This is a genomic window from Pseudomonas pichavaramensis (assembly GCF_050473265.1).
In the GTDB taxonomy this organism is placed as follows: Bacteria; Pseudomonadota; Gammaproteobacteria; order Pseudomonadales; family Pseudomonadaceae; genus Aquipseudomonas.
Window position 1 is genome coordinate 170,036 of sequence record NZ_JBJKFJ010000001.1, and the last position, 22,084, is coordinate 192,119.

Here is a 22,084-nt window from a genome sequence, read left to right on the forward strand (position 1 = left end):
TGCAGCAGTCGACTGGCTCACCGTACCTGCGTGTACCGGGAGGGAGGCGTGATCCAGGCCTGCGTGGCTTCAGGTTGGAGTCTTTCGCCGCCAGTACTGTTGACGTTGCTGGTGTGCATCGGCGTCGTCGTGCTGGCGCGTTGGGTCACGCGTCAACGCGACTTCCCGGGGCGAGACAGTTTTATCCTGTTGCATCTGGCAAGCCTCTGGTGGATGGGCGCCGCCGCTCTGGAAATGAGCGTTTTCGCTGCCGACTGCAAGATGTTCTGGGCCAGCATGGCCTGGCCCGGCATCGTCTCGACTCCTACGTTCTGGGCCGTGTTCCTCTGGCAGTACGTCAATAGCATGCGCGCACCTCTGGCGCGCAAGAGCATTCTTGGGCTCAGTGTCGTACCGCTAGTGGTCTGGGGCATGGCGCTGAGCAATCCCTGGCATGGGCTTTTTTACGGCGCCGGCAGTGGGCCGATCGCTGACAGCCTTGGCGCACCGGTGCGCTATGAACATGGCCCACTGTTCTATGCCACTGCGGTCTACGTCTATCTGTTCATGGCCTTCTGCATGGGCGTGGTGACGCGTGCAGCGGCGCTCAGTCAGGGTTTGCATCGCCGCCACTATCTGGCCTTCGTGCTGGTCACCGCCGTGCCCTGGGTGGCCAACGTCGGTTATGTCGCGTTTGGCTGGACCCTGTTCGGCTTCGACCCGACGCCGTTCAGCTTTGCCTTCACCCTGGTGGCCTTCTCCTGGTTGATCGTGGGGGTGCGCCTGTTCGACCTGCTGCCGGTGGCCAGGCATCTGCTGCTTGAAGCCCTGCTCGATCCGGTGTTGGTGGTCGACCCCAGCGGACGGGTGATCGAGGCCAACCCTGCAGCGCTGAAACTCGCCGGACTGCAGCAGGGCTGGCAGGGCCGCGAGCTGAAACAGTGGCCGGTCTTCGGTGCTGACCTGCAGGCGCTGCTGCTGGAGCATGCCAGCGAGAATGATCGTCCGCTAACGCTGACCAGTGCCGCCCGCTACTACGAAGTACGTGTGCGTGCCATCGAGCGAGCAACTCGCCATGGCCCGACGTTGCTGGGTCATATGCTTTACGTCCGGGACGTGACCCAGCGGCACCTGAGTGAGTTGAAACTGGCGGAGGCGCTGGCGCTCAGTGAAGAACGCCTGCGCACCATTTCCTGCCTGCACGAGCAATTGCGTGAACAGGCCCTCTGCGATCCGTTGACCGGGCTGTACAACCGTCGCTATCTGGATGAATTCTTCGAGCGCGAGCTGGCCAGGGTGCAGCGCGAAAACCTGCCGCTGGCGGTGGCATTGATCGACCTCGACCATTTCAAGCGCCTCAACGACGAGTGCGGACATCTGGTTGGCGACGACGTGCTCAAGGCTGTCGCCCAGCATCTGCTGGATAACCTGCGCAGTACTGATGCCGTCTTCCGTATCGGCGGTGAGGAATTCCTGCTGATCTTGCCGGGGGTTGATCCCGACGAGGCGGGCAGTCGTCTGCAGAGCATCTGTTCGCAACTGGCTGCCCGCGAGATAGCCACACGCGGTGGCGATCAGCGTGTGACCCTGTCCGCCGGCCTGGCGCACTGGCCTCAGCAAGGGCAGGCGCTCGACGAGTTGCTGCACGCGGCCGATGCGGCGCTCTACCAGGCCAAAGGCAGTGGGCGAAACCGTGTTTGCAGCCTGCCTGTGGATGCTGCGGCCCGCCATCCATCCCGGCAGGCAGCATTACGCGGCGACTCGGGTTAAACTGCGCGCGATTTTTTCCCTTTCCGGAGTCGTCCATGTCCCGCGTCACCCTCAGTCGCTACCTGATCGAACAGACTCGCAGCCACAACACCCCGGCCGACCTGCGTTTCCTCATCGAGGTCGTGGCCCGGGCCTGCAAGGAAATCAGCCACCAGGTTTCCAAAGGCGCTCTGGGCGGCGTGCTCGGTAGCCTGGGCTCGGAGAACGTGCAGGGCGAAGTGCAGAAGAAACTCGACGTGATTTCCAACGAAATCCTGCTGGAGGCCAACGAGTGGGGCGGTCACCTGGCCGGCATGGCTTCCGAGGAAATGGACAACGCCTACCAGATTCCGGGCAAGTACCCGAAGGGCGCCTACCTGCTGGTGTTCGACCCGCTGGACGGCTCCAGCAACATCGACGTCAACGTTTCGGTCGGCACCATCTTCTCCGTACTGCGTTGCCCGGATCGTCAGGGCGAAACCGGTGACCTGGGCGAAGACGCCTTCCTCCAGCCGGGCACCGAGCAGGTGTGTGCCGGTTACGCCATCTACGGCCCGCAGACCATGCTCATGCTGACTCTGGGCAACGGCGTCAAAGGCTTCACCTTGGATCGCGAGCTGGGTAGCTTCGTGCTCACCCACGACGACATCAAGGTGCCGGAATCCACCAAGGAGTTCGCCATCAACATGTCCAACCAGCGTCACTGGGAAGCGCCAGTGCAGCGCTACGTCGGCGAACTGCTGGCCGGCGAGACCGGTCCGCTGGGGCGCAACTACAACATGCGCTGGATCGCCTCGATGGTTGCCGACGTGCATCGCATCCTCACTCGCGGCGGTGTGTTCATGTACCCGCGCGATGCTCGCGAGCCGGAAAAGCCGGGCAAGCTGCGCCTGATGTACGAAGCCAACCCGATGTCGATGATCATCGAGCAGGCGGGCGGTGTCGCCACCGACGGCCAGCAGCGCATCCTCGAAATCCAGCCGACCTCGCTGCACCAGCGCGTGCCGGTGTTCCTCGGCTCCAAGGAAGAAGTGCTGCGCATCACCGCCTACCACCGCGGCTGATCGATGCAGCCCTGGCAGCCACTGCTCGACTGGTGGTTCGCGGCGGACGAGCTTGGCGCGTCCGCCAGCGCCAGTGCCGTTTCGGCGGTGCGCCATGGCCTGTGGTTCGGCAAGCGCGACAGTCAGGACCGCGAGGCCGAGCGGCGTTTCGCCGGGCAGGTCGAACAGGCTCTGGCCGGTGAGCTGCAGGGGTGGGCGGACGAAGCGCCAGGTTGGTTGGCGCAGCTGATTCTGCTCGACCAGCTGCCACGCATGATCTTTCGCGATACGCCGCGCGCCTTCGCTGGCGATGCGCTGTCCCGTCCTCTGCTGCAGGCGGGCCTGGAGCGCGGTCTGGACCGTGCATTGACGCCGATCCAGCGGGTTTTCGCCTACCTGATCTTCGAACATGCCGAGGATCTGGCGCTGCAGGAGCGTGCCGTCGAGTTGTTTCGGTGCTTGTTGGACGAGGCCGCAGCGGATGACAGAGCGCAGTTCGCCAGCTTTCTCGATTTCGCCGAACGTCACCAGCGGGTGATTGCCCGCTTTGGCCGCTTTCCCCATCGCAATGCCATTCTCGGCCGTGCTTCCACGATCGAGGAACAGGCTTTTCTACGGGAACCCGGCTCGCGTTTCTGAACTCCAAGCGGGCAAGTCGTCGCCGGCTATGCCAAGCTTGCTGGCATCTTCCCATCAGGAGTGTCACCCCCATGAAGATGCGTTTCCTCGCCCTGTTCGCCTGCGCCATGCTGGCGGCCTGCAGCAAGGTCAATCAGGAAAACTATTCCAAACTCGAGGCAGGCATGAGCAAGGCCGAGGTGGAAAGCCTGCTCGGTGCGCCGGGCGAGTGTGCCGGAGCGCTGGGTGTGACCAGTTGCACCTGGGGCGACGACAAGGCCTACATCAGCGTCCAGTATGCCGGGGACAAGGTCATGCTGTTCTCCGGCAAGGGACTCAAATAGACAGGAGCCTCCATGCGTTCGATCATTCTCGCCAGTGCCGTTATCGCCCTCGCCGGTTGTGCCAACTCAGGCACTGGCAACATCTCCAAGCCTGAGCCGGAAACCGTCCAGGTCGACCTGCAGCGTTACCAGGGTACCTGGTACGAGCTGGCCCGCTTGCCGATGTTCTTCCAGCGCAATTGCGTGCAGTCCGAGGCCCATTACGGCTTGCGTGATGATGGCCGCATTGATGTGACCAACCGTTGCATCGATGAGGATGGTGAGTGGATAGAAGCCAAGGGTGTGGCCGAGCCGCAAGTCGAAGGACGCACCGATAAACTCTGGGTCAGCTTCGACAACTGGGCCAGCAAGTTGCTGCCGATCAAGGGCGAGTACTGGGTGCTTTATCACGATGAGGACTACCGAGTGGCGTTGGTGGGCCACCCGGAGCACAAGTATCTGTGGCTGCTGTCGCGTACGCCGGAAGTCGATCAGGAAACGCGTGACAAGCTGCTTTCGGTTGCCCGTGAGCAGGGCTACGTCACGGGGGATCTGATCTGGCGCCAGGCCGATTGACGGCCCATCGAGCGTAGCCGGATTGCGTCCGGGCTGCGGTTACTCCCATTCCAGGCGCGCCAGCTTCCATTCATCGCCTTCGCGCCACCATTCCAGTTTCACCGAATAGTGGCGCGCGGCGTCGGGGATCAGACCTTCGGCGCCGCTCATACCGACCTGGGCTTCTGTGTAGCCCTTGCTGCTGATGGCCTGATCGATCCAGCTGGTCTCACCCAGTGCGATGATCTTGACGTTCTTGTGGCGCAGGAACAGCAGGGTCATGGTGCGTTTGGCCCAGTCGCGGTCGAATTCCTGGCGGGCCTGGAAATCGTCGTGCAGTTGCTCCAGTACAGCGTTGGTGCGCTTGGCCTCGATATTCTCCTGCAGTGCCTGAACGGCTGCCTCCAGTGCCGCCTGCGGATCATCCTTGGCGCCGCAAGCACCAAGCATTAACGCGCTAAAAAGCACTAACGGTGCAAGTAAAAATCTTGCTGACATGCTGAACTCCCTTTTCATGGTTATGATGCCGGGCAGAGTGCGATACGGTAGTCGCAGCCCGCTAGCCAAGTGCCTGTTCATGATGTGCTGTACTGCCGCCTGATGGCGTTGAAAATGATCATGATCGCTGATTAACGGTTCCGGAACGGAGCGGTTCAGATCGGTCTCGCCAGCGTCCATTTCCAGCTCGATATGTCGCAGCGGATTCCAAGGAGCCCAACGATGCAGACTTTGTACCCGGAGATCAAACCCTACGCCCGCCATGAGCTGGCGGTCGAGTCACCGCACGTGCTCTACGTTGACGAGAGCGGTTCGGCTGATGGGTTGCCGGTGCTGTTCATCCACGGTGGTCCTGGCGCCGGTTGCGATGCTGCCAGTCGGCGTTATTTCGATCCGAACCTCTACCGCATCGTTACCTTCGATCAGCGCGGCTGTGGCCGCTCCACGCCACATGCGAGCCTGGAGAACAACACCACGCAGGCGCTGATCGCCGATATCGAGCTGATCCGTGAGCACCTGGGGATAGACCAGTTCGTGCTGTTCGGCGGCTCCTGGGGTTCGACCTTGGCGCTGGCATACGCCCAGGCGCATCCGCAGCGGGTGCTTGGGCTGATTCTGCGCGGCATCTTTCTCTGCCGTCCGCAGGAGTTTCGCTGGTTCTATCAGGAGGGCGCCAGTCGCCTGTTCCCGGATTACTGGGAGGACTATGTCGCACCGATCCCGGCAGAGGAGCGTGGCGACCTGATGCAGGCGTTCTACAAGCGTCTCACCGGCGCCGATCAGATCGCTCAGATGCACGCGGCCAAGGCCTGGTCGACCTGGGAGGGGCGCACCGCGACCCTGCGCCCGAACCCGCAGGTGGTCGACCGCTTCAGCGATACGCACCGGGCGCTGTCCATTGCCCGCATCGAATGCCATTACTTCGTCAACGACGCTTTTCTCGAGCCTGACCAACTGCTGCGCGACATGCCGAAGATCGCCCACCTGCCGGGCATCATCGTGCATGGTCGCTATGACGCCATTTGCCCATTGGACAACGCCTGGGCGTTGCATCAGGCCTGGCCCAATAGTGAGTTGCAGATCATCCGCGATGCCGGTCATTCGGCGGCCGAGCCAGGCATCACCGATGCGCTGGTGCGTGCCGCAGAAGACATGGCCCGGCGTCTGCTCGACCTGCCGCCGGAGGATGCATGAAGCTGCTGATCCAGCGTGTCACGCAGGCGCGGGTAGAGGTCGAGGAGGAAGTCGTCGGCAGCATCGATCAGGGCCTGCTGGCACTGGTCGGTATCGAGCCGCACGATGACCAGGCCAGCGTAGGCAGGGCGCTGCACAAACTGCTCGGCTATCGCGTGTTCAGTGACGAGGCCGGCAAGATGAACCTTTCGCTGAAGGACATCGGCGGTGGCCTGTTGCTGGTCTCGCAGTTCACCCTGGCGGCCGACACCAAAAGCGGGATGCGCCCCAGCTTCTCCAGTGCAGCGCCACCTGCCCAGGGCGCTGCTTTGTTCGATGCATTGGTCGAACGGGCGCGCAGCGAGCACGGAGTGGTGGCCACCGGACGTTTCGGCGCCAACATGCAGGTGCATCTGGTCAACGATGGGCCGGTGACCTTCTTGTTGGAGGTGTGAGCCTGGCGTTGAGGGAGCGGTCAATCCTCAACGCACCTTCACGGCTGTCGCGGCTGAAGCCCCTCCCACAAGAACGTGGAGCGCTGGAGAAAACAGGCATGCCACAACCCTGTGGAGGGGCTTCAGCCGCGACTAACAAATCAGCGCTATGCATACTCACGCAGCAGTGCTCAGGGTGGACAACGCGAAGCTTGTACAGCCCAGTGCATCAGAACAACCTGGCCAGTAACACCGGCACGGCGGTTTCCACCCGCAAAATGCGTTCGCCCAGTTGCACCGGCTGCAGGCCTGCGGCCTGTTGCAGCAGCTCGATTTCGTAGGGTATCCAGCCGCCTTCGGGGCCAATGGCCAGCGTCACTGGCTGTTCCACTGCACGGGGGCAGGCTGGGTAGTCGCCTGGGTGTCCGACCAGGCCGAATGTGCCAGCTGCCAGGGCCGGCAGACGGTCCTCGACGAAGGGTTTGAAGCGTTTCTCGATCACCACCTCGGGCAGCACCGTGTCGCGCGCCTGTTCCAGGCCGAGGATCAGCTGTTCGCGGATCGCAGCGGCATCGAGAAACGGGGTTTGCCAGAAGCTCTTTTCCACTCGGTAGCTGTTGACCAGAATCAGGCGCGGCACACCCATGGCGCTGACCGTCTGCAGCACCCGCTTGAGCATCTTCGGGCGGGGCAGGGCGAGTATCAGAGTCAGGGCCAGTTTGGCCGGTGGCGGCTGGTCGAGGCTGACCTGCAGTTCGGCGTGTTCGGCATCCAAGGTGATCAGCCTGCCTTCGCCCATCAACCCGTTGAGGCGCCCGACGCGCAAGCTGTCGCCTGCCTCGGCGCGGTGCACTTCATGCAGGTGCTTGAGTCGCCTGCCGCTCAGACACACACGATCGACGCCGACGAAGTCGGCGTCTTCCAGCAACAGGAGGTTCACGGTTGTTGCGCGGGTGGCTGGTCTTCAGGCTGGCTGTCGTCTTCTGCCGGCTGCTCTTCGCGTTTGCGCTTGACCAGGGCACCGGCGAGCAGGCCGCTCTCGAACAGCAACCACATGGGCAGGGCCAGCAGGGTTTGCGAGAAGACGTCTGGCGGCGTCAGCACCATGCCGACGACGAAGCAGCCGACAACCACATAGGGGCGGCTCTTGCGCAGGGTGGCAACGTCGACCAGGCCGACCCAGATCACCAGGAAGGTGGCGATCGGAATCTCGAAGGCCACGCCAAAGGCGAAGAACAGGGTGAGGACGAAGTCCAGGTATTGGCCGATGTCGGTCATCATCGCCACCCCTTCCGGGGTCACGCTGGCGAAGAAGCCGAACATGATCGGAAATACCGCGAAGTAGGCGAAGGCCATCCCTGCGTAGAACAGGAAGATGCTCGAGATCAGCAGGGGAACGGCGATACGCCGCTCATGGGTGTACAGCCCCGGTGCGATGAAGCCCCATGCCTGGTGCAGGATTACCGGCATACCGAGAAACAGCGCGCACATCAGGGTCAGCTTGAAGGGCGTCAGAAACGGCGAGGCGACACCGGTGGCGATCATCGTCGCGCCCGCCGGCAGGTAGGCGCGCAACGGCGCCGCGACCAGGGCGTAGATGTCCTGAGCGAAATAGAACAGGCCACCGAAGATCAGCAGGATGATGATCACGCAGCGCAGCAGGCGCGTACGTAGTTCGGTCAGGTGCGAGACCAGGGGCATTTCCTGATCTTCTTCCGGCTTTCTGCTCATGGCTGGGGATTTTTGTCCTGAACGCTCGGAGCGGCTTCGCTGCTCGGTTTTGCACTGGTGTCGGCGGTGGGCGGGGTGCTGCTCCCCGTGCCGAGAATGTCCTGCTTCATCGATTTCATCTCGCGCTCGAGTTCGAGAATCCGCTCGTTATGCAGCTGGCGACGGATCTCGTCGGCGCCAATTTCGCGCTCGACCTCGGCCTTGATCGAGTTGAAGCTGCGCTTGATTCGACCTATCCACAGGCCAGCCGTGCGCACCGCCCCAGGCAAACGCTCAGGGCCGAGCACGACCAGTGCGACCAGACCGACCAGCAGAAGCTCGGTAAAACCAATGTCGAACATGGCTTAGTCTTTCTTCGCTGGCTCTTCGACCTTGCGTGCCTGGGCGTCGATGGTCTGGCCCTTGTTATCTTCGACGGCCGGCTTGTCGGCCTCGTTGTTGTCCATCGACTTGCGGAAGCCCTTGATTGCGTCGCCGAGGTCGGAACCAAGATTCTTCAGGCGCTTGGTGCCGAACAGCATGACGACGATGAGCAGGACGATCAGAAGTTGCCAGATGCTGATTCCACCGAATCCCATGATGTGTTCTCCGTTGTAATAGTTGTCAGGTCATTGTGGCGAGCGTGCGGCTTTTTCCGCATGCCCGGACAGGCCGAAACGGCGATCGAGTTCATCCAGTACGGCCTGCGGATGCTGGCCGAGGGCAGCGAGCATGACCATGCTGTGGAACCACAGATCGGCTGTTTCGTAGATGAGGTCCTTGCAGTCGCCGCTGGTTGCGGCGTCCTTGGCAGCGAGGATGGTTTCCACCGACTCCTCGCCGACCTTTTCCAGAATCTTGTTCAGGCCCTTGTGATACAGGCTGGCGACGTACGAGCTGTCAGGGGCTGCGCCCTTGCGTGCTTCCAGTACTTCGGCCAGACGGGTCAGGGTGTCACTCATGGCTGTGTCCTGCGTAGATGGCGTGCGGGTCTTTCAGCACCGCGTCGACGGTTTTCCAGCCGCCATTTTCATAGACGCGATAGAAGCAACTTTCGCGCCCAGTGTGGCATGCGATGCCACCCAGTTGCTCGACCATCAGCACGATGACGTCGGCATCGCAGTCCAGGCGTAGCTCATGCAGTTTCTGCACATGGCCGGACTCCTCGCCCTTGCGCCACAGCTTGCCGCGCGAGCGCGACCAGTAGATGGCGCGTTGTTCGCTGACGGTGAGGGCGAGGGATTCGCGGTTCATCCAGGCCATCATCAGGATGCGGCCGGTCTGGTGGTCCTGGGCGATAGCCGGCACCAGGCCGTCTTCGTTCCAGTGGATTTCGTCGAGCCAATCGTTCATCGGTGTTCCAAGTCTGACGGGCCTAGGCCCGTGTGTTCGCCAAGTGTGCCAGTGCGGCGGCCAACTGGCTATCGGCGCAGTACCAGATAGAGGCCGCCGCCGGCCATCAGCCAGGCGGGCCAGGTGGCCAGCAGGGGCTCCAGGCCTTGCATGGCGCCTGCGCCGATCAATACGGCGCCAAGCAGGCGCAGCGGCCATTGCGCGCTCGGGGCAGGTGCTTGAGTGTTTGCCGGTTGTTGCAGGCGCTCCAGTGTATCGCGGGCGATCTGCGACAGGTGCGGCACCTGTTCGGCCTGCTGCTGCAGGTTGCGCAGCAAATGCAATGGGCTGATGCGCTCGCGCATCCAGCGTTCGAGATAGGGCTGCGCTGTGCTCCAAAGGTCCAGATCCGGATACAGCTGGCGGCCCAGTCCTTCGATATTGAGCAAGGTCTTTTGCAAGAGAACCAGCTGCGGCTGCACTTCCATATTGAAGCGTCGCGCGGTCTGGAACAGACGCAGCAGCAGCTGGCCGAAGGAGATGTCTTTCAGCGGCTTCTCGAAAATCGGCTCGCAAACGGTGCGGATCGCTGCCTCGAACTCGTTGACCTTGGTCTCTGCCGGCACCCAGCCCGAATCGATGTGCAATTGCGCGACCTTGCGGTAGTCGCGTTTGAAGAAGGCCAGCAGGTTGCGCGCCAGGTAATCCTGGTCCTCATCGGTGAGGCTACCGACGATGCCGCAGTCGATGGCAATGTACTGCGGGCTCCACGGCGTACGGGTGCTGACGAAGATGTTGCCGGGGTGCATGTCGGCGTGGAAGAAGCTGTCGCGGAACACCTGGGTGAAGAAAATCTCCACACCGCGCTCGGCCAGCAGCTTCATATCGGTGCGCTGGTCAGCGAGAGTAGCCAGATCGGTGACCGGGACGCCGTAGATGCGTTCCATCACCAGTACCTGGTGGCGGCACAGCTCCCAGTAAACCTGAGGTACGTAGAGCAGCGGCGAGCCGTCGAAGTTACGCCGCAACTGGCTGGCGTTGGCCGCCTCGCGCAGCAGGTCGAGCTCGTCGTAGATGGTTTTCTCGTAGTCGCTGACCACCTCTACCGGGCGTAGGCGACGCGCATCGGCCGAGGCCTTTTCGGCGATGCGGGCGATCAGGAACAGCCAGGCCAGATCCTGGCGGATCACCGGCTTCAGGCCGGGGCGCACCACTTTGACCACAACCTCTTCGCCGCTTTTCAACTGCGCAGCATGCACCTGTGCCACCGAGGCCGAGGCCAGCGGTTGGCTGTCGAAACGGGCGAATACTTCATTGACCGTGGCACCGAGCTGACGCTCGATCAGGGCAATGGCCTGATCTTCGGGGAAGGGTGGCACCTGGTCCTGCAGGCGTGCCAGCTCATCGGCAATATCCGGCGGCAGCAGGTCGCGACGGGTGGACAGCAACTGACCGAACTTGATGAAGATCGGCCCCAGGTCTTCCAGTGCCAGGCGCAGACGCGCGCCACGGGAAAGCTCCAGTGTCTTGCGCGGCAGCCAGCGCCACGGCAGCAGCCAGGACAATGCACGCAGCCAGATGGGCAGCGGCAATTCGAGGAGCATTTCGTCCAGTTGATAACGGACGACGACACGCTGGATACGGAACAGGCGGCGAACGGCGAGCAGCTTCATGCGTCGGGCTTATGGGCAGAAGTGAGGCGCTCGATGCGTGCTTCCAGGCGGTCGAGGGCGAGTTTCAGTTGGTCCAGCTCGGCGAAGCGCACATCGGCTTCGCGCTGGCCTACCAGGGTGCGTGATTCTTCGGCCAGATAATCGGCCAGATCTTGCTTGAGGCTGACTGCGCCATTGCTGGCCAGGTTCACCCGGCTGCGCAGGTGGCTGGCGAGCAAAGTGGTGGCCACAGGACCGATCCAGCGCGAGACTTCGTATTCCCAGTCCAGCTCCAGGTCCTGGAGTATGCCAGCCAGTTGCAGCAGGACGGCGCTGTCGCCATCGAGGGACACTTCCGGGCGATGCAGTACGGCGGTCTTGTCGCGGCTCAAGGCCAGACGTGCGAGGCTGGCCGCCGGTGCTGTGAGCGTGCAGTCTGCTGGGGCGTACCACTGGGCGGCCAGCTGCAGGCCATCACCGCTGGGCAGGATGAACAGCTCCAGCGCCGGGCTTTGGCACTGCACGGCGATGACCTTGCCGGCCAGCGCCTGCAGGCGTGGCAATGCCGTGCCATCGAGGCGCAACACGCGGTTGAGGCCGGTCTCGACGCCCGCCAGCAGCCCGGTCAGCAGCATCAGGGTTTGATGCCGCGGTGCAGGGCGACGATGCCGCCGGTCATGTTGTGATAGGTGACGCGCTCGAAGCCGGCATCGACCATCATCGCCTTGAGGGTTTCCTGATCCGGGTGCATGCGGATCGATTCGGCAAGGTAACGATAGCTGTCGGCGTCGTTGGTAATCAGCTTGCCGGCCAGCGGCATGAAGCTGAACGAGTAGGTGTCGTAAGCCTTGGCCAGTAGCGGATTGCCCGGTTTGGAAAACTCCAGCACCAGCAGGCGGCCGCCGGGCTTGAGCACGCGCAGCATGGAGCGCAGAGCCTCGTCCTTGTGGGTGACGTTGCGCAGGCCGAAGGCGATGGTGACCACGTCGAAGTGGTTGTCGGGGAACGGCAGTTTCTCGGCATCGGCCTGAACGAACTGCACGTTGCCGGCTACGCCCTTGTCCAGCAGGCGATCACGGCCGACCTTGAGCATGGAGTCGTTGATGTCGGCCAGCACCACTTCGCCGGTTGGGCCGACGATGCTGGAAAACTTGCGGGTCAGGTCACCGGTGCCGCCGGCGATATCCAGTACGCGATTGCCTGGGCGCACGCCGGACAGTTCGATGGTAAAACGCTTCCACAGGCGATGCAGACCGCCGGAGAGCACGTCGTTCATCAGGTCGTACTTGGCCGCCACCGAATGGAAGACTTCAGCTACCTTGTCCGCCTTCTGGCTTTCCGGCACGTCCTGGAAACCGAAGTGGGTGGTGGGTTCCTGCTCCTGGGCCTTGCGTGGATCGCTCATGTCGCTCTCACCGGGTAGAAAACCGCACCATTCTAAAGCTGCGTGCGGTCTTTGTCTTGCTCAGGGCCTGTTTGCCTTCCGGCTCGAGCGAGAGGGCAAACAGACGCTAGTGCTCGGCCGTGGTCGAGGCTGGTAGAGTGACGCGACCTCATGCCGCAGTTGTGCGGCGCGCTGCCAGTTCAAGGAGTTGTCATGTCCCGCATCCGTGTCGAACGATCCCATTCCCTTGGTCGTGAGGGCGCTCGCGAGAAAGCCGAGCGTCTGGCCGAGCGCCTGGCCAGCGAGTACGACGTGCGTTACCGCTGGAACGGTGACACCCTGGAGTTCAAGCGCAGCGGCGCCGATGGCAGCATCGCAGTGGGTGAGGATACCGTGCGTGTCGAGCTCAAGCTGGGGCTGCTGTTGTCGCCCATGGGCGGCATGATCCAGCGCGAGATCGAGCAGGTACTGGACAAGTCGCTGGCCTGAAACGGCAGCCTCAGGCTTCAAGTCAGCCCGTAGGGGGAGGCGTGATTCACCCTACGGGCACATCCCAAAAGAGGGTGGCATCGGTGATGCGCGATCCCTTTGCGCATCTGTCGCCGCTCCTAGTATGAGATTTCTAATTTTTCTCCTTAGGGTGTACCTAAGCCTGCATTCCGTGGGCGTTTCCGCTAACTGTCAAAGCGCGTGAGGTGCACCATGTCGAAAGTTGCCGTGAAGAAAAAAGTCGAATCTGTGGTCGAAGACAAAGCCGGTCTGCTCGACGACGTGAAGGGTTATGCCCGCAAGATCTACCTCGCCGGCCTGGGCGCTTATGCCAAGGCAGGGGCCGAGGGGGCCGAATACTTCAAGGAACTGGTCAAGACCGGTGAAGGCGTCGAAAGCAAAGGCAAGAAGCTGGTCGACGAACAGGTCGAGGCCGCCAACAGCCAGATCGAATCGGTCAAGCAGTCGGTCAACAGCAACGTCACCAGCGTAAAAGGCAAGGTCGAAGTTCAGCTCGACAAGATCGAGAAGGCTTTCGACACTCGTGTGGCTGCCGCGTTGAATCGCATCGGCATCCCGTCCAAGCAGGATGTTGAAGGACTCTCTGCTAAGCTGGATGAGCTGAGCGCGTTGCTCGAGCACGTCGCGCGTACCAAATAAGGAGATCAGGATGGCTGTTAAGAAAAAAACCGAGAAACAGACCAGCTCCTGGATCGGCGAGGTCGAGAAATACTCGCGCCAGATCTGGTTGGCAGGCTTGGGCGCTTATTCCAAGGTCAGCAAGGACGGCACCAAGCTGTTCGACTCGCTGGTCAAGGATGGCGAGAAGGCCGAGAAGCAGGCCAAGAGCGAAGTCGACAAGCAGGTCGGTACGGTGAAAGCCAGTGTCGGCTCGGCCCGCTCCAAGGTCGACGAGGTCCGGGGCAAGGCGATCGGCAAGTGGGGTGAGCTGGAGGAGGCGTTCGACAAGCGTCTGAACAATGCCATCTCGCGCCTGGGCGTGCCCAGCCGCAACGAAGTGAAGGCACTGAATGACAAGGTCGATAGCCTGACCAAGCAGTTGGAGAAGATTGCGGGTGTGTCGGCCAAGTCGGTTGCCAAGCCGGCTGCTAAAACTGCGCCTAAACCTGCTGCCAAACCGGCTGTGAAAGCAGCAGCCAAACCTGCTGCTAAACCGGCCGCTAAACCAGCGGCCAAAGCCGCAGCAAAGCCGGCCGCTAAACCGGCTGCTGCTAAAGCTGCCGCGAAGCCTGCGGCTGCAAAACCAGCCGCTAAACCTGCTGCCAAGCCAGCGGCGAAGCCGGCAGCCAAGGCCGCAGCGAAACCCGCTGCCAAGCCAGCGGCTGCAGCCAAGCCGGCAGCAGCGAAAAAACCAGCAGCGAAAAAGCCTGCCGCACCCAAGGCTGCTGCAGCGAAACCGGCAGCGCCAGCGGCACCTGCCGGAGCAGCGACTCCCGCCGCTGCTCCGGCCCCGGCTGCTACTCCGGCAACACCTGCCAACCCGACCTGAGTTTCTCGGGAGCAAAAAACGCCCGGCCTAGTGCCGGGCGTTTGCGTTATGCGTCCTGTAAACGCTGGTAACGGTGCTTCAGGCTTCCAGGTAGCGTTGTGCGAGTTGTTCGACGGCGCCACGTGATGGCTGATTCAGGTGTGGAGCAACCAGCATCATGATCTGGAAGACCACCAGCCGCACCTCGCCTGGCTGATCGAGGATGCGTTGGTAGTCCAGGGAGAACAGCAGGGTCAGGGTGATCTGCTCGACCAGTTGTCCCAGCGCCTGGGTGCCGCTGTTCAATTGGCCGTTGGCCATCAGGCGGGCCAGCAGTGCTGCGAGCGTGCGCTTGAGCGCGTTGAGCCAGTGGCGAATGCCACGTGCCAGCTTGGGCAGGCGCCCGGCCAGGTTCGACAGGTCCTGGAAGAGGAAGCGGTACTGCGACAGGCGCTCGACGATCAGATGGAGGAACAGCCAGTAGTCCTCGACATCGAGCTGTGCCTCCGCTGGCGGGTCGAGCAGCGGAGCCATCTCGGCCTGGAAACGCTCGAACAGCTCCAGCACCAGCGGCTCCTTACCGTGAAAGTGGTAATAGAGATTGCCGGGGCTGATATCCAGTTCGTTGGCGATTTCCAGGGTGGAAACGTTGGGCTCGCCCTCTTCGTTGAACAGGTGCAGGGCCGTTTGCAGAATGCGCTCGCGGGTTTTCATCCGTTGCTTCTTGTTCGTCCTGTCGCGAAGGTTTGACCATAGCCGGGCAAGGCGCTGTCGGCTATACCTGCCGATTGCTGTTGATCAGCGGATATGCACGTAGGTACCCGGTGCGGCTTCCATAGGCGGATGGTTCTGGTTGCCCAGCGCCATCAGTGTTTCGCGTTGTTCACCTGAGCGGGCTTGAATCCATTCCAGCCACTGCGGCCACCAGCTGCCATGTTGATGCTTGGCGTCGTGGTACCAGGCACGCGGGTCGGAGGTGAGCTTGCTGTTCTCGTAGTAATTGGCCTTGGGGTTGCCTGGCGGGTTGAGGATGCTCTGGATGTGCCCGCTGTTGGAGAGGATGAAGCGGCGGTTGCCTCCGAGCAGCAGGGTCGAGCGATACACTGCGTCCCAGGGCGTGATGTGGTCGTTGATCCCGGCCACGCTGAAGCTGTCGACCGTGACCTTGGTCAGGTCCACCGGTGTGCCGCACACCTCCAGTGCGCCGGGGCGGGCCAGTGGGTTGTGCTTGAAGAAGTCGATCAGGTCGCCATGCAGGGCCGCCGGTAAACGCGTGTTGTCGTTGTTCCAGTAGAGGATGTCGAAGGCAGGTGGTTGCTTGCCCATCAGGTAGTTGTTGATCCAGTAGTTCCAGATCAGGTCGTTGGGGCGCATCCAGGCGAACACCTTGGCCATGTCGCGACCGTCCAGCACGCCTTGCTGATAGGAGCGGCGCTTGGCCGACTCGAGGGTTTCCTCGTCGGCGAAGAGCATCGCCGGGCTGTCGATCTGGCTGTCCAGCAGGCTGACCATATAGGTGGCACTGGCAACCTTGCGCAACTGCCGCCGCGCCTGCAAGTGGCCTTGCAGCGCGGCAATGGTCAAGCCGCCGGCGCAGGCACCGAGCAGATTGACGTCCTTGCTGCCAGTGATGGCGCGGCAGGCGTCGATGGCCTCTTCCACCGCTTGCACGTAGCTCGACAGCCCCCATTCGCGATGGCGCGGGTCTGGATTGCGCCAACTGATCATGAAGGTTTGCAGGTCGTTCTTCAGCGCGTACTGGACGAAGCTCTTGTCGTTGGACAGGTCGAATATGTAGTACTTGTTGATCTGCGGCGGCACGATCAGCAGCGGGCGCAGATACTGTTTTTCGCTCATCGGCTTGTACTGGATCAGCTCCAGCAGCTCATTGCGAAACACCACGGCGCCGGGCGTGCAGGCCAGGTTGCGGCCGACTTCGAAGGCGTGTTTGCTGACCTGGCTGGGTAGGCCGTCGTTGTTCAACAGGTCGTCGAACAGATGGCGCAGGCCCTTGAACAGGCTGCTGCCGCCGGTATTGAACAATTCCTTGACCGCCTGTGGGTTGAGCGGGCTGTTGGAGGGCGACAGCGCATCGCTCATCAGCGAGGCCAGGAAACGCGCACGGGCACGGTCATCGGCTGACAGGTCGCTATCGTCTATCCATGCGGCGAGCTGCTTCTGCCAGGCCAGGTAGGCCTGCAGGCTGCGTCGATAAAAGGGGTTGAGGTGCCAGGTCGGATCGGCGAAGCGGGCGTCCTGCGGGTTGACCTTGTGCAGCTCGTCGCCGAGTAGCACGCGTCCCAGCTGGCTGCCGAAAGCCAGCAAATGCCGACCGCTGCGCACGGGGTTTTTCAGCCCTTGAGCAGCCAGCAGGCGCATTGTGGATACCAGATCGCGGCCGCGTACACCTACCACGGCGCTCTGGGCATTCATGAAGCTGGCAGGTGCCGGCAGGCCGCCGGTGTTCGACTTGTCTCGCATGGCAACACTCCGTCGTCAAACCGTCTAGAGACTCGCATGGCACCGACTACCAGGCTCGCTCGAAGCCCACGTGCGCCGCTCGCTTGTGCTTGGCTTGCAGCAAGCCCTGTACCAGACGCGCAGGAGGTGCATCCCAGACAGCCGCGTCGAACTTTTCAGGAGGCTCCGCAGGCCCCTTTATCGAGCATGCAGAACATCGCGCACTCTGTCGGTGCGATCAATGCTGGCGCAATGGTGTTGGCTGCGGGTGCATCACTGCACGCTGCCGCTCCTCCTCGAGAAACTTCATGATGATCGGCGCCACCGCTTCGGCGCGAGTCACCAGAAACAGGTGGCCGTCGTCGATGACATGCAGTTCGGCGTTGGGAATGCGCCAGGCCAGCAGACGCATGTTGATCAGCGGGATCAGCGGGTCGTCGTCGCCGGCCATGACCAGCGTAGGCTGGCGAATCTTGTGCAGCCAGTGGATGCTGGTCCAGCCGAGGCCGGCGAACAGTTGCCAGTAATAGCCCATCTTGCCGCCGGAGCGGACCTTGCTGGCATGCGCCATGGCCAGCTTCGGGTCACGACGGAAGGCGCCGCCGTAGATGTCCGGGGCAATACGCACGCCGTAGGAGGGTTGCACGTAGCGTCTGGGGCTGGCCATGCGCCAGAGCACCTTGGGCTTGCCGGGCACCATCACCGCGCCGGCCGAGGTGGCGGCGAGGATCAGCTTCTTGCAGCGTTCGGGATAGTCGTGGGCGAACTGCTGGGCCAGAGCGCCGCCCCAGGACACGCCGATGGCATTGACCTGGCCGTAGTCGAGGTAATCGAGCATGCGCGCCGCCAGCTTGGCGAGTCCGGGAAAGCGGTAGGGCGTGGCGGGCGTCGATGAGCCGCCGACGCCGGGCACGTCGAAAGCGATGATTTCCAGTTCGGGATCGAGAGCGGCGACGAAGGGCATGACCAGCTCCAGGTTGGCGCCGATGCCGTTGAAGATCAGCAGCGGCACCAACTGGCTGTTGCCCGGCCGCACCGCGGTACGGATGGTTTGCCCATCGAGATCGATGGTGCGGAATGCGAATGGTTGCGGCATAGGCGCAGCCCCTATGGAGTTGAGCACTGGAGGCGACCATCCGGGTCTTCTCCAGGGTTACCAGGACGCGCCTGGTTCGCCATATCCGAACGGGGCGGCGTGGCGCGCGGCACTTCCAGGTGCCGCGGTTGGGCTCGAAAATCAGCGTTCGTGTACATAGGTGCCCGGCGCTGCTTCGCCGGTCGGGAACTTCTTGTTGCCCAGTGCTCTGGGGGCGTTCTTGGTCGCGCCCGAGCGCTCAGACAGCCAGTTCTGCCAGTGCAGCCACCAGGAGTCGGCATGCTTGGTGGAGCTCTCCTGCCAGGCTTTCGGGTCCAGTGGCATCTCGCTGTTGGTCATGTAGCGCGCCTTGGGGTTGCCCGGTGGGTTGAGAATGCTCTGAATATGGCCGCTGTTGGACAGCACGAACTCGCACTTGCCACCGAACAGCAGCGCTGACTTGTAGCATGAGGTCCAGGGTGTGATGTGGTCGGTGGTGCCGGCCACGACGAAGAAGTCACAGGTGACCTGCTTCAGGTCGATCGGCGTTCCGCATACCTCCAGCGCACCCGGGCGGGTCAGCGGGTTGGTCTGGAACATGTCGATGAATTCGCCGTGCAGCGCTGCTGGCAGGCGCGTGGTGTCGTTGTTCCAGTAGAGGATGTCGAACACCGGCGGCTCGTTGCCGAGCAGGTAGTTGTTGACCCAATAGTTCCAGATCAGATCGTTGGGGCGCATCCAGGCGAATACCTTGGCCATGTCGCTGCCCTCCAGCACGCCGGCCTGGTAGGAGCGGCGCTTGGCCGCTTCCAGGGTTTTCTCGTCGGCGAACAGTGCGACCTGGGTATCGAGCTGGGTGTCGAGCACGCTGACCAGCAGGGTCAGAGCGTTGACTTTCTGCTGGCCGAGCGCGGCATAGTGGCCGAGCAGGGAGGCGGTGGTCAGGCCGCCGGAGCAGGCGCCGAGCATGTTGATGTCCTTGCTGCCGGTAATGGCGCAGATGACGTCGATGGCGTCCTTGAGTGCCTCGATATAGGTCGACAGGCCCCACTCGCGCTGTGCCTTGGTCGGGTTGCGCCAGCTGACCACGAAGGTCTGCACCTGGCTACGCAACAGGAAGCGCGCCAGGCTCTTGTCTTGCGACAGGTCGAATACGTAGAACTTGTTGATCTGCGGCGGCACCACCAACAGCGGACGCTCATGCACGCTTTCGGTGATCGGCTTGTACTGGAGCAGCTCGAGCACGTCGTTGCGAAAGACCACCGCACCATCGGTGGTGGCCAGGTTCTTGCCGACCTCGAAGGCGTCCATGTTGACCTGGCTGGGCATGCCGCCGTTGTTGACCATGTCCTTGGCCAGGTGCGAGAGGCCATCGAGCAGGCTCTTGCCGCCGGTCTCGAAGAAACGTTTGACGGCGGCCGGGTTGGCCATGCTGTTGGAGGGAGCCATGGCCTCGGTCATCAGGTTGATGACGAAGTGGCCGCGGCTGGCGTCCTGTTCGGACAATGAGCTGTGCTCGATCCAGTCGTGCAGTTCCTTGCGCCAGGCCAGGTAGGTCTGCAGGTAGCGGCGATAGAGCGGGTTCTGGCTCCAGGCCGGATCAGTGAAGCGGCGATCACCGTCCTCGGGCAGCAGAGCAGATTGGCCGAGCATGACGTTCTTCAGTTCGAGGCCGAAGTGGGCCACATGCTTGGCGCTATGGAAGGGTTGTTTGAGTGCTTGAGAAAGCACCATGCGGGCAGAAGTCAAAAGATCTTTGCCGCGGATGCCAATCACCGGGTTGAGTCCCAGCGTGTTCTCCGAGGCCTGGCGTTTCAGGTCATCGTTGTTCTTGTCACTCATCTACGACGCTCCATTGTCCTGAGACGAATACCGGCCTGCGAAGGCGCGCAGCTGAACAGGGCCAGGTACTGCTCGGGTTACCGGGGGCGGATCGAATCCGCGTCTTCGTTGCACCTGGCACAGCCAAATGCAGGGAACCTGCCAGTTCCTTGGTTACCCGAGTTTGCGTCGTTAAGCAAGCCAGTCAATGGGGCAGGAGTATGCCGCGATAGATTAGAAAACTCGCCCTAACTGCCACTAACGTGATCTATGTCGAAGGTGCCGAGCGCTCTGCGACAAGGGTTTACCTGACGCCTCAGAGCATCAGGCGAACGACTGATTCATTGGGGTCGCGGGATTTGCCGGCGGCGCTCAGTTGCGCCAGATAGTCGGCCCACAGTGCGTCCTGGCGCGTGGCCAGTTCGTGCAGATAGTCCCAGGTGAACAGGCCACTGTCATGGCCGTCGTCGAAGCACAATTTCAGTGCATAGTTGCCGGCTGGCTCAATGCGCTCCAGACCGACATGGAGTTTTCCGGTTTGCAGGATCGGTTGGCCGTGCCCTTGCACCTCGGCCGAGGGCGAGTGCACGCGGAGGAACTCGGCGCTGAGCTGATAGCGCGTATCCCCGTAGCGCAGCTCCAGGGTCTTCGAGGCCTTGTGCAGTTTGATCGCGCTGGGGATGGGCATGGCTGATTTCCGTGATCTTATTTAGGCGCTACGCCTAGTTGAGTGATTGCGCCCTCCTGTAGGAGCGGCTGGGCGGCATTCCGCTTCAGCCGCGAAATTCGCGGATAAATCCGCTCCTACAGAATGACGCCGGCTACCGGCGACCAGATCGTGCGCCTGGATTTACAGAATATAGCGCGACAGGTCTTCGTCCTGAGCCAGTTCGCCCAGGTGGCCGTTGACGTAGTCGGCGTCGATGCGGATCGGCTCGCCATTCTGCTGACCTGCCAGGTCGCCGGCACTGAAGGATACTTCCTCCAGCAGGCGTTCGAGCAGCGTGTGCAGGCGGCGGGCACCGATGTTCTCGGTTTTCTCGTTGACCTGCCAGGCGATCTCGGCCAGGCGCTTGATGCCGTCTTCGGCGAACTCGATGTGCAGCCCTTCGGTCTTCAGCAACTCGCTGTATTGCTCGGTGAGCGAGGCATGCGGCTCACGCAGAATGCGCTCGAAGTCCTGTGGGCTCAGCGCCTTGAGTTCCACGCGAATCGGCAGGCGGCCCTGCAGCTCCGGTACCAGGTCGCTGGGTTTGGACAGGTGGAAGGCGCCGCTGGCGATGAACAGGATGTGGTCGGTCTTGACCATGCCCAGCTTGGTGTTGACCGTGCAGCCCTCGATCAGCGGCAGCAGGTCGCGTTGCACGCCTTCGCGGGACACGTCGGCGCCGCCGGCGTTGGCGCGCTTGGCCACCTTGTCGATTTCGTCGATGAAGACGATGCCGTGCTGTTCGACGGCTTCCAGGGCGCGGGCCTTGAGTTCTTCCTCGTTGACCAGGCGTGCGGCTTCCTCGTCACGCACCAGCTTCAGCGCGTCGCCGACCTTGAGCTTGCGGCTCTTCTTCTTGCCCTTGCCCATGCTGGAGAACAGGTTCTGCAGCTGGTTGGTCATTTCCTCCATGCCCGGCGGGGTCATGATCTCCACACCCATGGGCGACTCGGCGACCTCGATGTCGATTTCCTTGTCGTTCAGCTGGCCTTCACGCAGGCGCTTGCGGAACAGTTGACGGGTGTTGGAGTCCTCGCTACGCGCAGGCTCGTCGCCGAAGCCCTGGCGGGCCGGAGGCAGCAGGGCATCGAGAATGCGCTCTTCGGCGGCGTCTTCGGCGCGGTGGCGGACTTTGATGATTTCCTGCTCGCGCAGCATTTTCACCGCGGCATCGGCGAGATCGCGGATGATCGACTCGACGTCACGGCCGACATAGCCCACTTCGGTGAACTTGGTCGCTTCGACCTTGAGGAACGGCGCGTTGGCCAGCTTGGCCAGACGCCGGGCGATCTCGGTCTTGCCCACGCCGGTCGGGCCGATCATCAGGATGTTCTTCGGCGTCACTTCCTGGCGCAGCTCTAACGGCAGCTGCATGCGCCGCCAGCGGTTGCGCAGGGCGATGGCGACAGCGCGCTTGGCGTCGTCCTGGCCGATGATGTGGCGGTTGAGTTCGTGGACGATCTCGCGGGGCGTCATGGACATGGAATCTGGCTCGCTATCGAATCAATAAAAAAGTTGACGCTTGGGGGCTCTCTAAAAACGTAGGCGAGGCAGTCAGCGCAAGGCGGAAACAGGCGAGGACGCGGAGTTT

Annotated in this window: 26 protein-coding genes; 10 read left to right on the forward strand and 16 right to left on the reverse strand. The window is 62.3% G+C overall.

Features of this window, described 5'->3' with window-relative positions; genetic code table 11:
- Positions 1 to 51 precede the first annotated feature (51 nt).
- From ACJRW5_RS00715 to ACJRW5_RS00735, 5 genes are all read left to right on the forward strand, one after another.
- Positions 52 to 1,749: a histidine kinase N-terminal 7TM domain-containing diguanylate cyclase gene (locus tag ACJRW5_RS00715; protein ID WP_484569130.1), complete on the forward strand. Its 1,698-nt coding sequence runs from the start codon at positions 52 to 54 to the stop codon at positions 1,747 to 1,749.
- A 35-nt stretch (positions 1,750 to 1,784) separates the two neighbouring features.
- Positions 1,785 to 2,792: a class 1 fructose-bisphosphatase gene (locus tag ACJRW5_RS00720; RefSeq protein WP_484568626.1), complete on the forward strand. Its 1,008-nt coding sequence runs from the start codon at positions 1,785 to 1,787 to the stop codon at positions 2,790 to 2,792.
- Between the two features lie 3 nt (positions 2,793 to 2,795).
- Positions 2,796 to 3,410 (forward strand): DUF924 family protein, encoded by a 615-nt coding sequence (locus ACJRW5_RS00725; RefSeq protein WP_484568627.1) that lies wholly within the window; start codon positions 2,796 to 2,798, stop codon positions 3,408 to 3,410.
- A gap of 71 nt (positions 3,411 to 3,481) precedes the next feature.
- A complete protein-coding gene (locus ACJRW5_RS00730; RefSeq protein ID WP_484568628.1) occupies positions 3,482 to 3,733 on the forward strand; it encodes a hypothetical protein in 252 nt (83 codons plus the stop codon).
- A 12-nt stretch (positions 3,734 to 3,745) separates the two neighbouring features.
- Complete coding sequence (locus tag ACJRW5_RS00735; protein WP_484568629.1) at positions 3,746 to 4,288, forward strand: lipocalin family protein; 543 nt, start codon at positions 3,746 to 3,748, stop codon at positions 4,286 to 4,288.
- 39 nt (positions 4,289 to 4,327) lie between these two features.
- Here ACJRW5_RS00735 and ACJRW5_RS00740 read toward each other — a convergent pair whose 3' ends face one another.
- Positions 4,328 to 4,765: a hypothetical protein gene (locus tag ACJRW5_RS00740; RefSeq protein ID WP_484569131.1), complete on the reverse strand. Its 438-nt coding sequence runs from the start codon at positions 4,763 to 4,765 to the stop codon at positions 4,328 to 4,330.
- A gap of 222 nt (positions 4,766 to 4,987) precedes the next feature.
- Between ACJRW5_RS00740 and pip the strand changes: the two genes are divergently transcribed.
- Both pip and dtd read left to right on the forward strand, forming a co-directional pair.
- Positions 4,988 to 5,959 carry a prolyl aminopeptidase gene (gene pip / locus ACJRW5_RS00745; RefSeq protein ID WP_484568630.1) on the forward strand — a complete coding sequence of 324 codons (972 nt, stop codon included), beginning with the start codon at positions 4,988 to 4,990 and terminating at the stop codon, positions 5,957 to 5,959.
- Positions 5,956 to 6,393, forward strand: a complete 438-nt coding sequence (gene dtd, locus ACJRW5_RS00750) for a D-aminoacyl-tRNA deacylase (protein WP_484568631.1) — start codon at positions 5,956 to 5,958, stop codon at positions 6,391 to 6,393. The genes pip and dtd overlap by 4 nt, the downstream gene beginning before the upstream one ends.
- A 208-nt stretch (positions 6,394 to 6,601) precedes the next feature.
- Here the strand turns inward: dtd and ACJRW5_RS00755 are convergent, their stop codons facing one another.
- The 9 genes from ACJRW5_RS00755 to ubiE form a co-directional block, all read right to left on the reverse strand.
- On the reverse strand, positions 6,602 to 7,312 hold the full coding sequence (locus ACJRW5_RS00755; protein WP_484568632.1) for a 16S rRNA (uracil(1498)-N(3))-methyltransferase: 711 nt from the start codon (positions 7,310 to 7,312) through the stop codon (positions 6,602 to 6,604).
- Positions 7,309 to 8,103, reverse strand: coding sequence for a twin-arginine translocase subunit TatC (gene tatC / locus ACJRW5_RS00760; RefSeq protein ID WP_484568633.1), 795 nt, complete (start codon positions 8,101 to 8,103; stop codon positions 7,309 to 7,311). Before tatC ends, ACJRW5_RS00755 begins: the two co-directional genes overlap by 4 nt.
- Positions 8,100 to 8,444, reverse strand: a complete 345-nt coding sequence (tatB, locus tag ACJRW5_RS00765) for a Sec-independent protein translocase protein TatB (RefSeq protein ID WP_484568634.1) — start codon at positions 8,442 to 8,444, stop codon at positions 8,100 to 8,102. Before tatB ends, tatC begins: the two co-directional genes overlap by 4 nt.
- A gap of 3 nt (positions 8,445 to 8,447) precedes the next feature.
- Positions 8,448 to 8,681, reverse strand: coding sequence for a twin-arginine translocase TatA/TatE family subunit (gene tatA, locus ACJRW5_RS00770; RefSeq protein ID WP_484568635.1), 234 nt, complete (start codon positions 8,679 to 8,681; stop codon positions 8,448 to 8,450).
- A 30-nt stretch (positions 8,682 to 8,711) separates the two neighbouring features.
- A complete protein-coding gene (locus ACJRW5_RS00775) occupies positions 8,712 to 9,044 on the reverse strand; it encodes a phosphoribosyl-ATP diphosphatase (protein WP_484568636.1) in 333 nt (110 codons plus the stop codon).
- Entirely contained in the window at positions 9,037 to 9,435 is a 399-nt protein-coding gene (gene hisI / locus ACJRW5_RS00780; RefSeq protein WP_004372946.1) for a phosphoribosyl-AMP cyclohydrolase, read from the reverse strand. Before hisI ends, ACJRW5_RS00775 begins: the two co-directional genes overlap by 8 nt.
- A 68-nt stretch (positions 9,436 to 9,503) precedes the next feature.
- A complete protein-coding gene (gene ubiB, locus ACJRW5_RS00785; protein WP_484568637.1) occupies positions 9,504 to 11,087 on the reverse strand; it encodes a ubiquinone biosynthesis regulatory protein kinase UbiB in 1,584 nt (527 codons plus the stop codon).
- Positions 11,084 to 11,701 (reverse strand): ubiquinone biosynthesis accessory factor UbiJ, encoded by a 618-nt coding sequence (locus tag ACJRW5_RS00790; protein WP_484568638.1) that lies wholly within the window; start codon positions 11,699 to 11,701, stop codon positions 11,084 to 11,086. The genes ubiB and ACJRW5_RS00790 overlap by 4 nt, the downstream gene beginning before the upstream one ends.
- Complete coding sequence (ubiE, locus tag ACJRW5_RS00795; RefSeq protein WP_047587328.1) at positions 11,701 to 12,471, reverse strand: bifunctional demethylmenaquinone methyltransferase/2-methoxy-6-polyprenyl-1,4-benzoquinol methylase UbiE; 771 nt, start codon at positions 12,469 to 12,471, stop codon at positions 11,701 to 11,703. Before ubiE ends, ACJRW5_RS00790 begins: the two co-directional genes overlap by 1 nt.
- Positions 12,472 to 12,663: 192 nt before the next feature.
- Between ubiE and ACJRW5_RS00800 the strand changes: the two genes are divergently transcribed.
- The 3 genes from ACJRW5_RS00800 (at position 12,664) to ACJRW5_RS00810 (ending at position 14,449) form a co-directional block, all read left to right on the forward strand.
- The gene (locus ACJRW5_RS00800) at positions 12,664 to 12,939 is read left to right on the forward strand and encodes a polyhydroxyalkanoic acid system family protein (protein ID WP_013713710.1); all 276 of its coding nucleotides are present in this window, start codon (positions 12,664 to 12,666) and stop codon (positions 12,937 to 12,939) included.
- A gap of 213 nt (positions 12,940 to 13,152) precedes the next feature.
- A complete protein-coding gene (locus ACJRW5_RS00805) occupies positions 13,153 to 13,599 on the forward strand; it encodes a phasin family protein (protein ID WP_484568639.1) in 447 nt (148 codons plus the stop codon).
- 10 nt (positions 13,600 to 13,609) lie between these two features.
- A complete protein-coding gene (locus ACJRW5_RS00810) occupies positions 13,610 to 14,449 on the forward strand; it encodes a phasin family protein (RefSeq protein WP_484568640.1) in 840 nt (279 codons plus the stop codon).
- Between the two features lie 78 nt (positions 14,450 to 14,527).
- Here the strand turns inward: ACJRW5_RS00810 and ACJRW5_RS00815 are convergent, their stop codons facing one another.
- The 6 genes from ACJRW5_RS00815 to hslU all read right to left on the reverse strand — a co-directional run bounded on the left by ACJRW5_RS00815 (position 14,528) and on the right by hslU (position 21,975).
- Positions 14,528 to 15,142: a TetR/AcrR family transcriptional regulator gene (locus tag ACJRW5_RS00815; RefSeq protein WP_484568641.1), complete on the reverse strand. Its 615-nt coding sequence runs from the start codon at positions 15,140 to 15,142 to the stop codon at positions 14,528 to 14,530.
- A gap of 84 nt (positions 15,143 to 15,226) precedes the next feature.
- Entirely contained in the window at positions 15,227 to 16,909 is a 1,683-nt protein-coding gene (phaC, locus tag ACJRW5_RS00820) for a class II poly(R)-hydroxyalkanoic acid synthase (protein WP_484568642.1), read from the reverse strand.
- Between the two features lie 217 nt (positions 16,910 to 17,126).
- Positions 17,127 to 17,984: a poly(3-hydroxyalkanoate) depolymerase gene (gene phaZ, locus ACJRW5_RS00825; protein ID WP_484568643.1), complete on the reverse strand. Its 858-nt coding sequence runs from the start codon at positions 17,982 to 17,984 to the stop codon at positions 17,127 to 17,129.
- A 141-nt stretch (positions 17,985 to 18,125) separates the two neighbouring features.
- Positions 18,126 to 19,805 carry a class II poly(R)-hydroxyalkanoic acid synthase gene (gene phaC, locus ACJRW5_RS00830; protein WP_484568644.1) on the reverse strand — a complete coding sequence of 560 codons (1,680 nt, stop codon included), beginning with the start codon at positions 19,803 to 19,805 and terminating at the stop codon, positions 18,126 to 18,128.
- 295 nt (positions 19,806 to 20,100) lie between these two features.
- The gene (locus tag ACJRW5_RS00835) at positions 20,101 to 20,472 is read right to left on the reverse strand and encodes a gamma-butyrobetaine hydroxylase family protein (RefSeq protein WP_484568645.1); all 372 of its coding nucleotides are present in this window, start codon (positions 20,470 to 20,472) and stop codon (positions 20,101 to 20,103) included.
- Positions 20,473 to 20,634: 162 nt separating this feature from the next.
- The gene (hslU, locus tag ACJRW5_RS00840; RefSeq protein ID WP_484568646.1) at positions 20,635 to 21,975 is read right to left on the reverse strand and encodes an HslU--HslV peptidase ATPase subunit; all 1,341 of its coding nucleotides are present in this window, start codon (positions 21,973 to 21,975) and stop codon (positions 20,635 to 20,637) included.
- Positions 21,976 to 22,084: the final 109 nt, after the last annotated feature.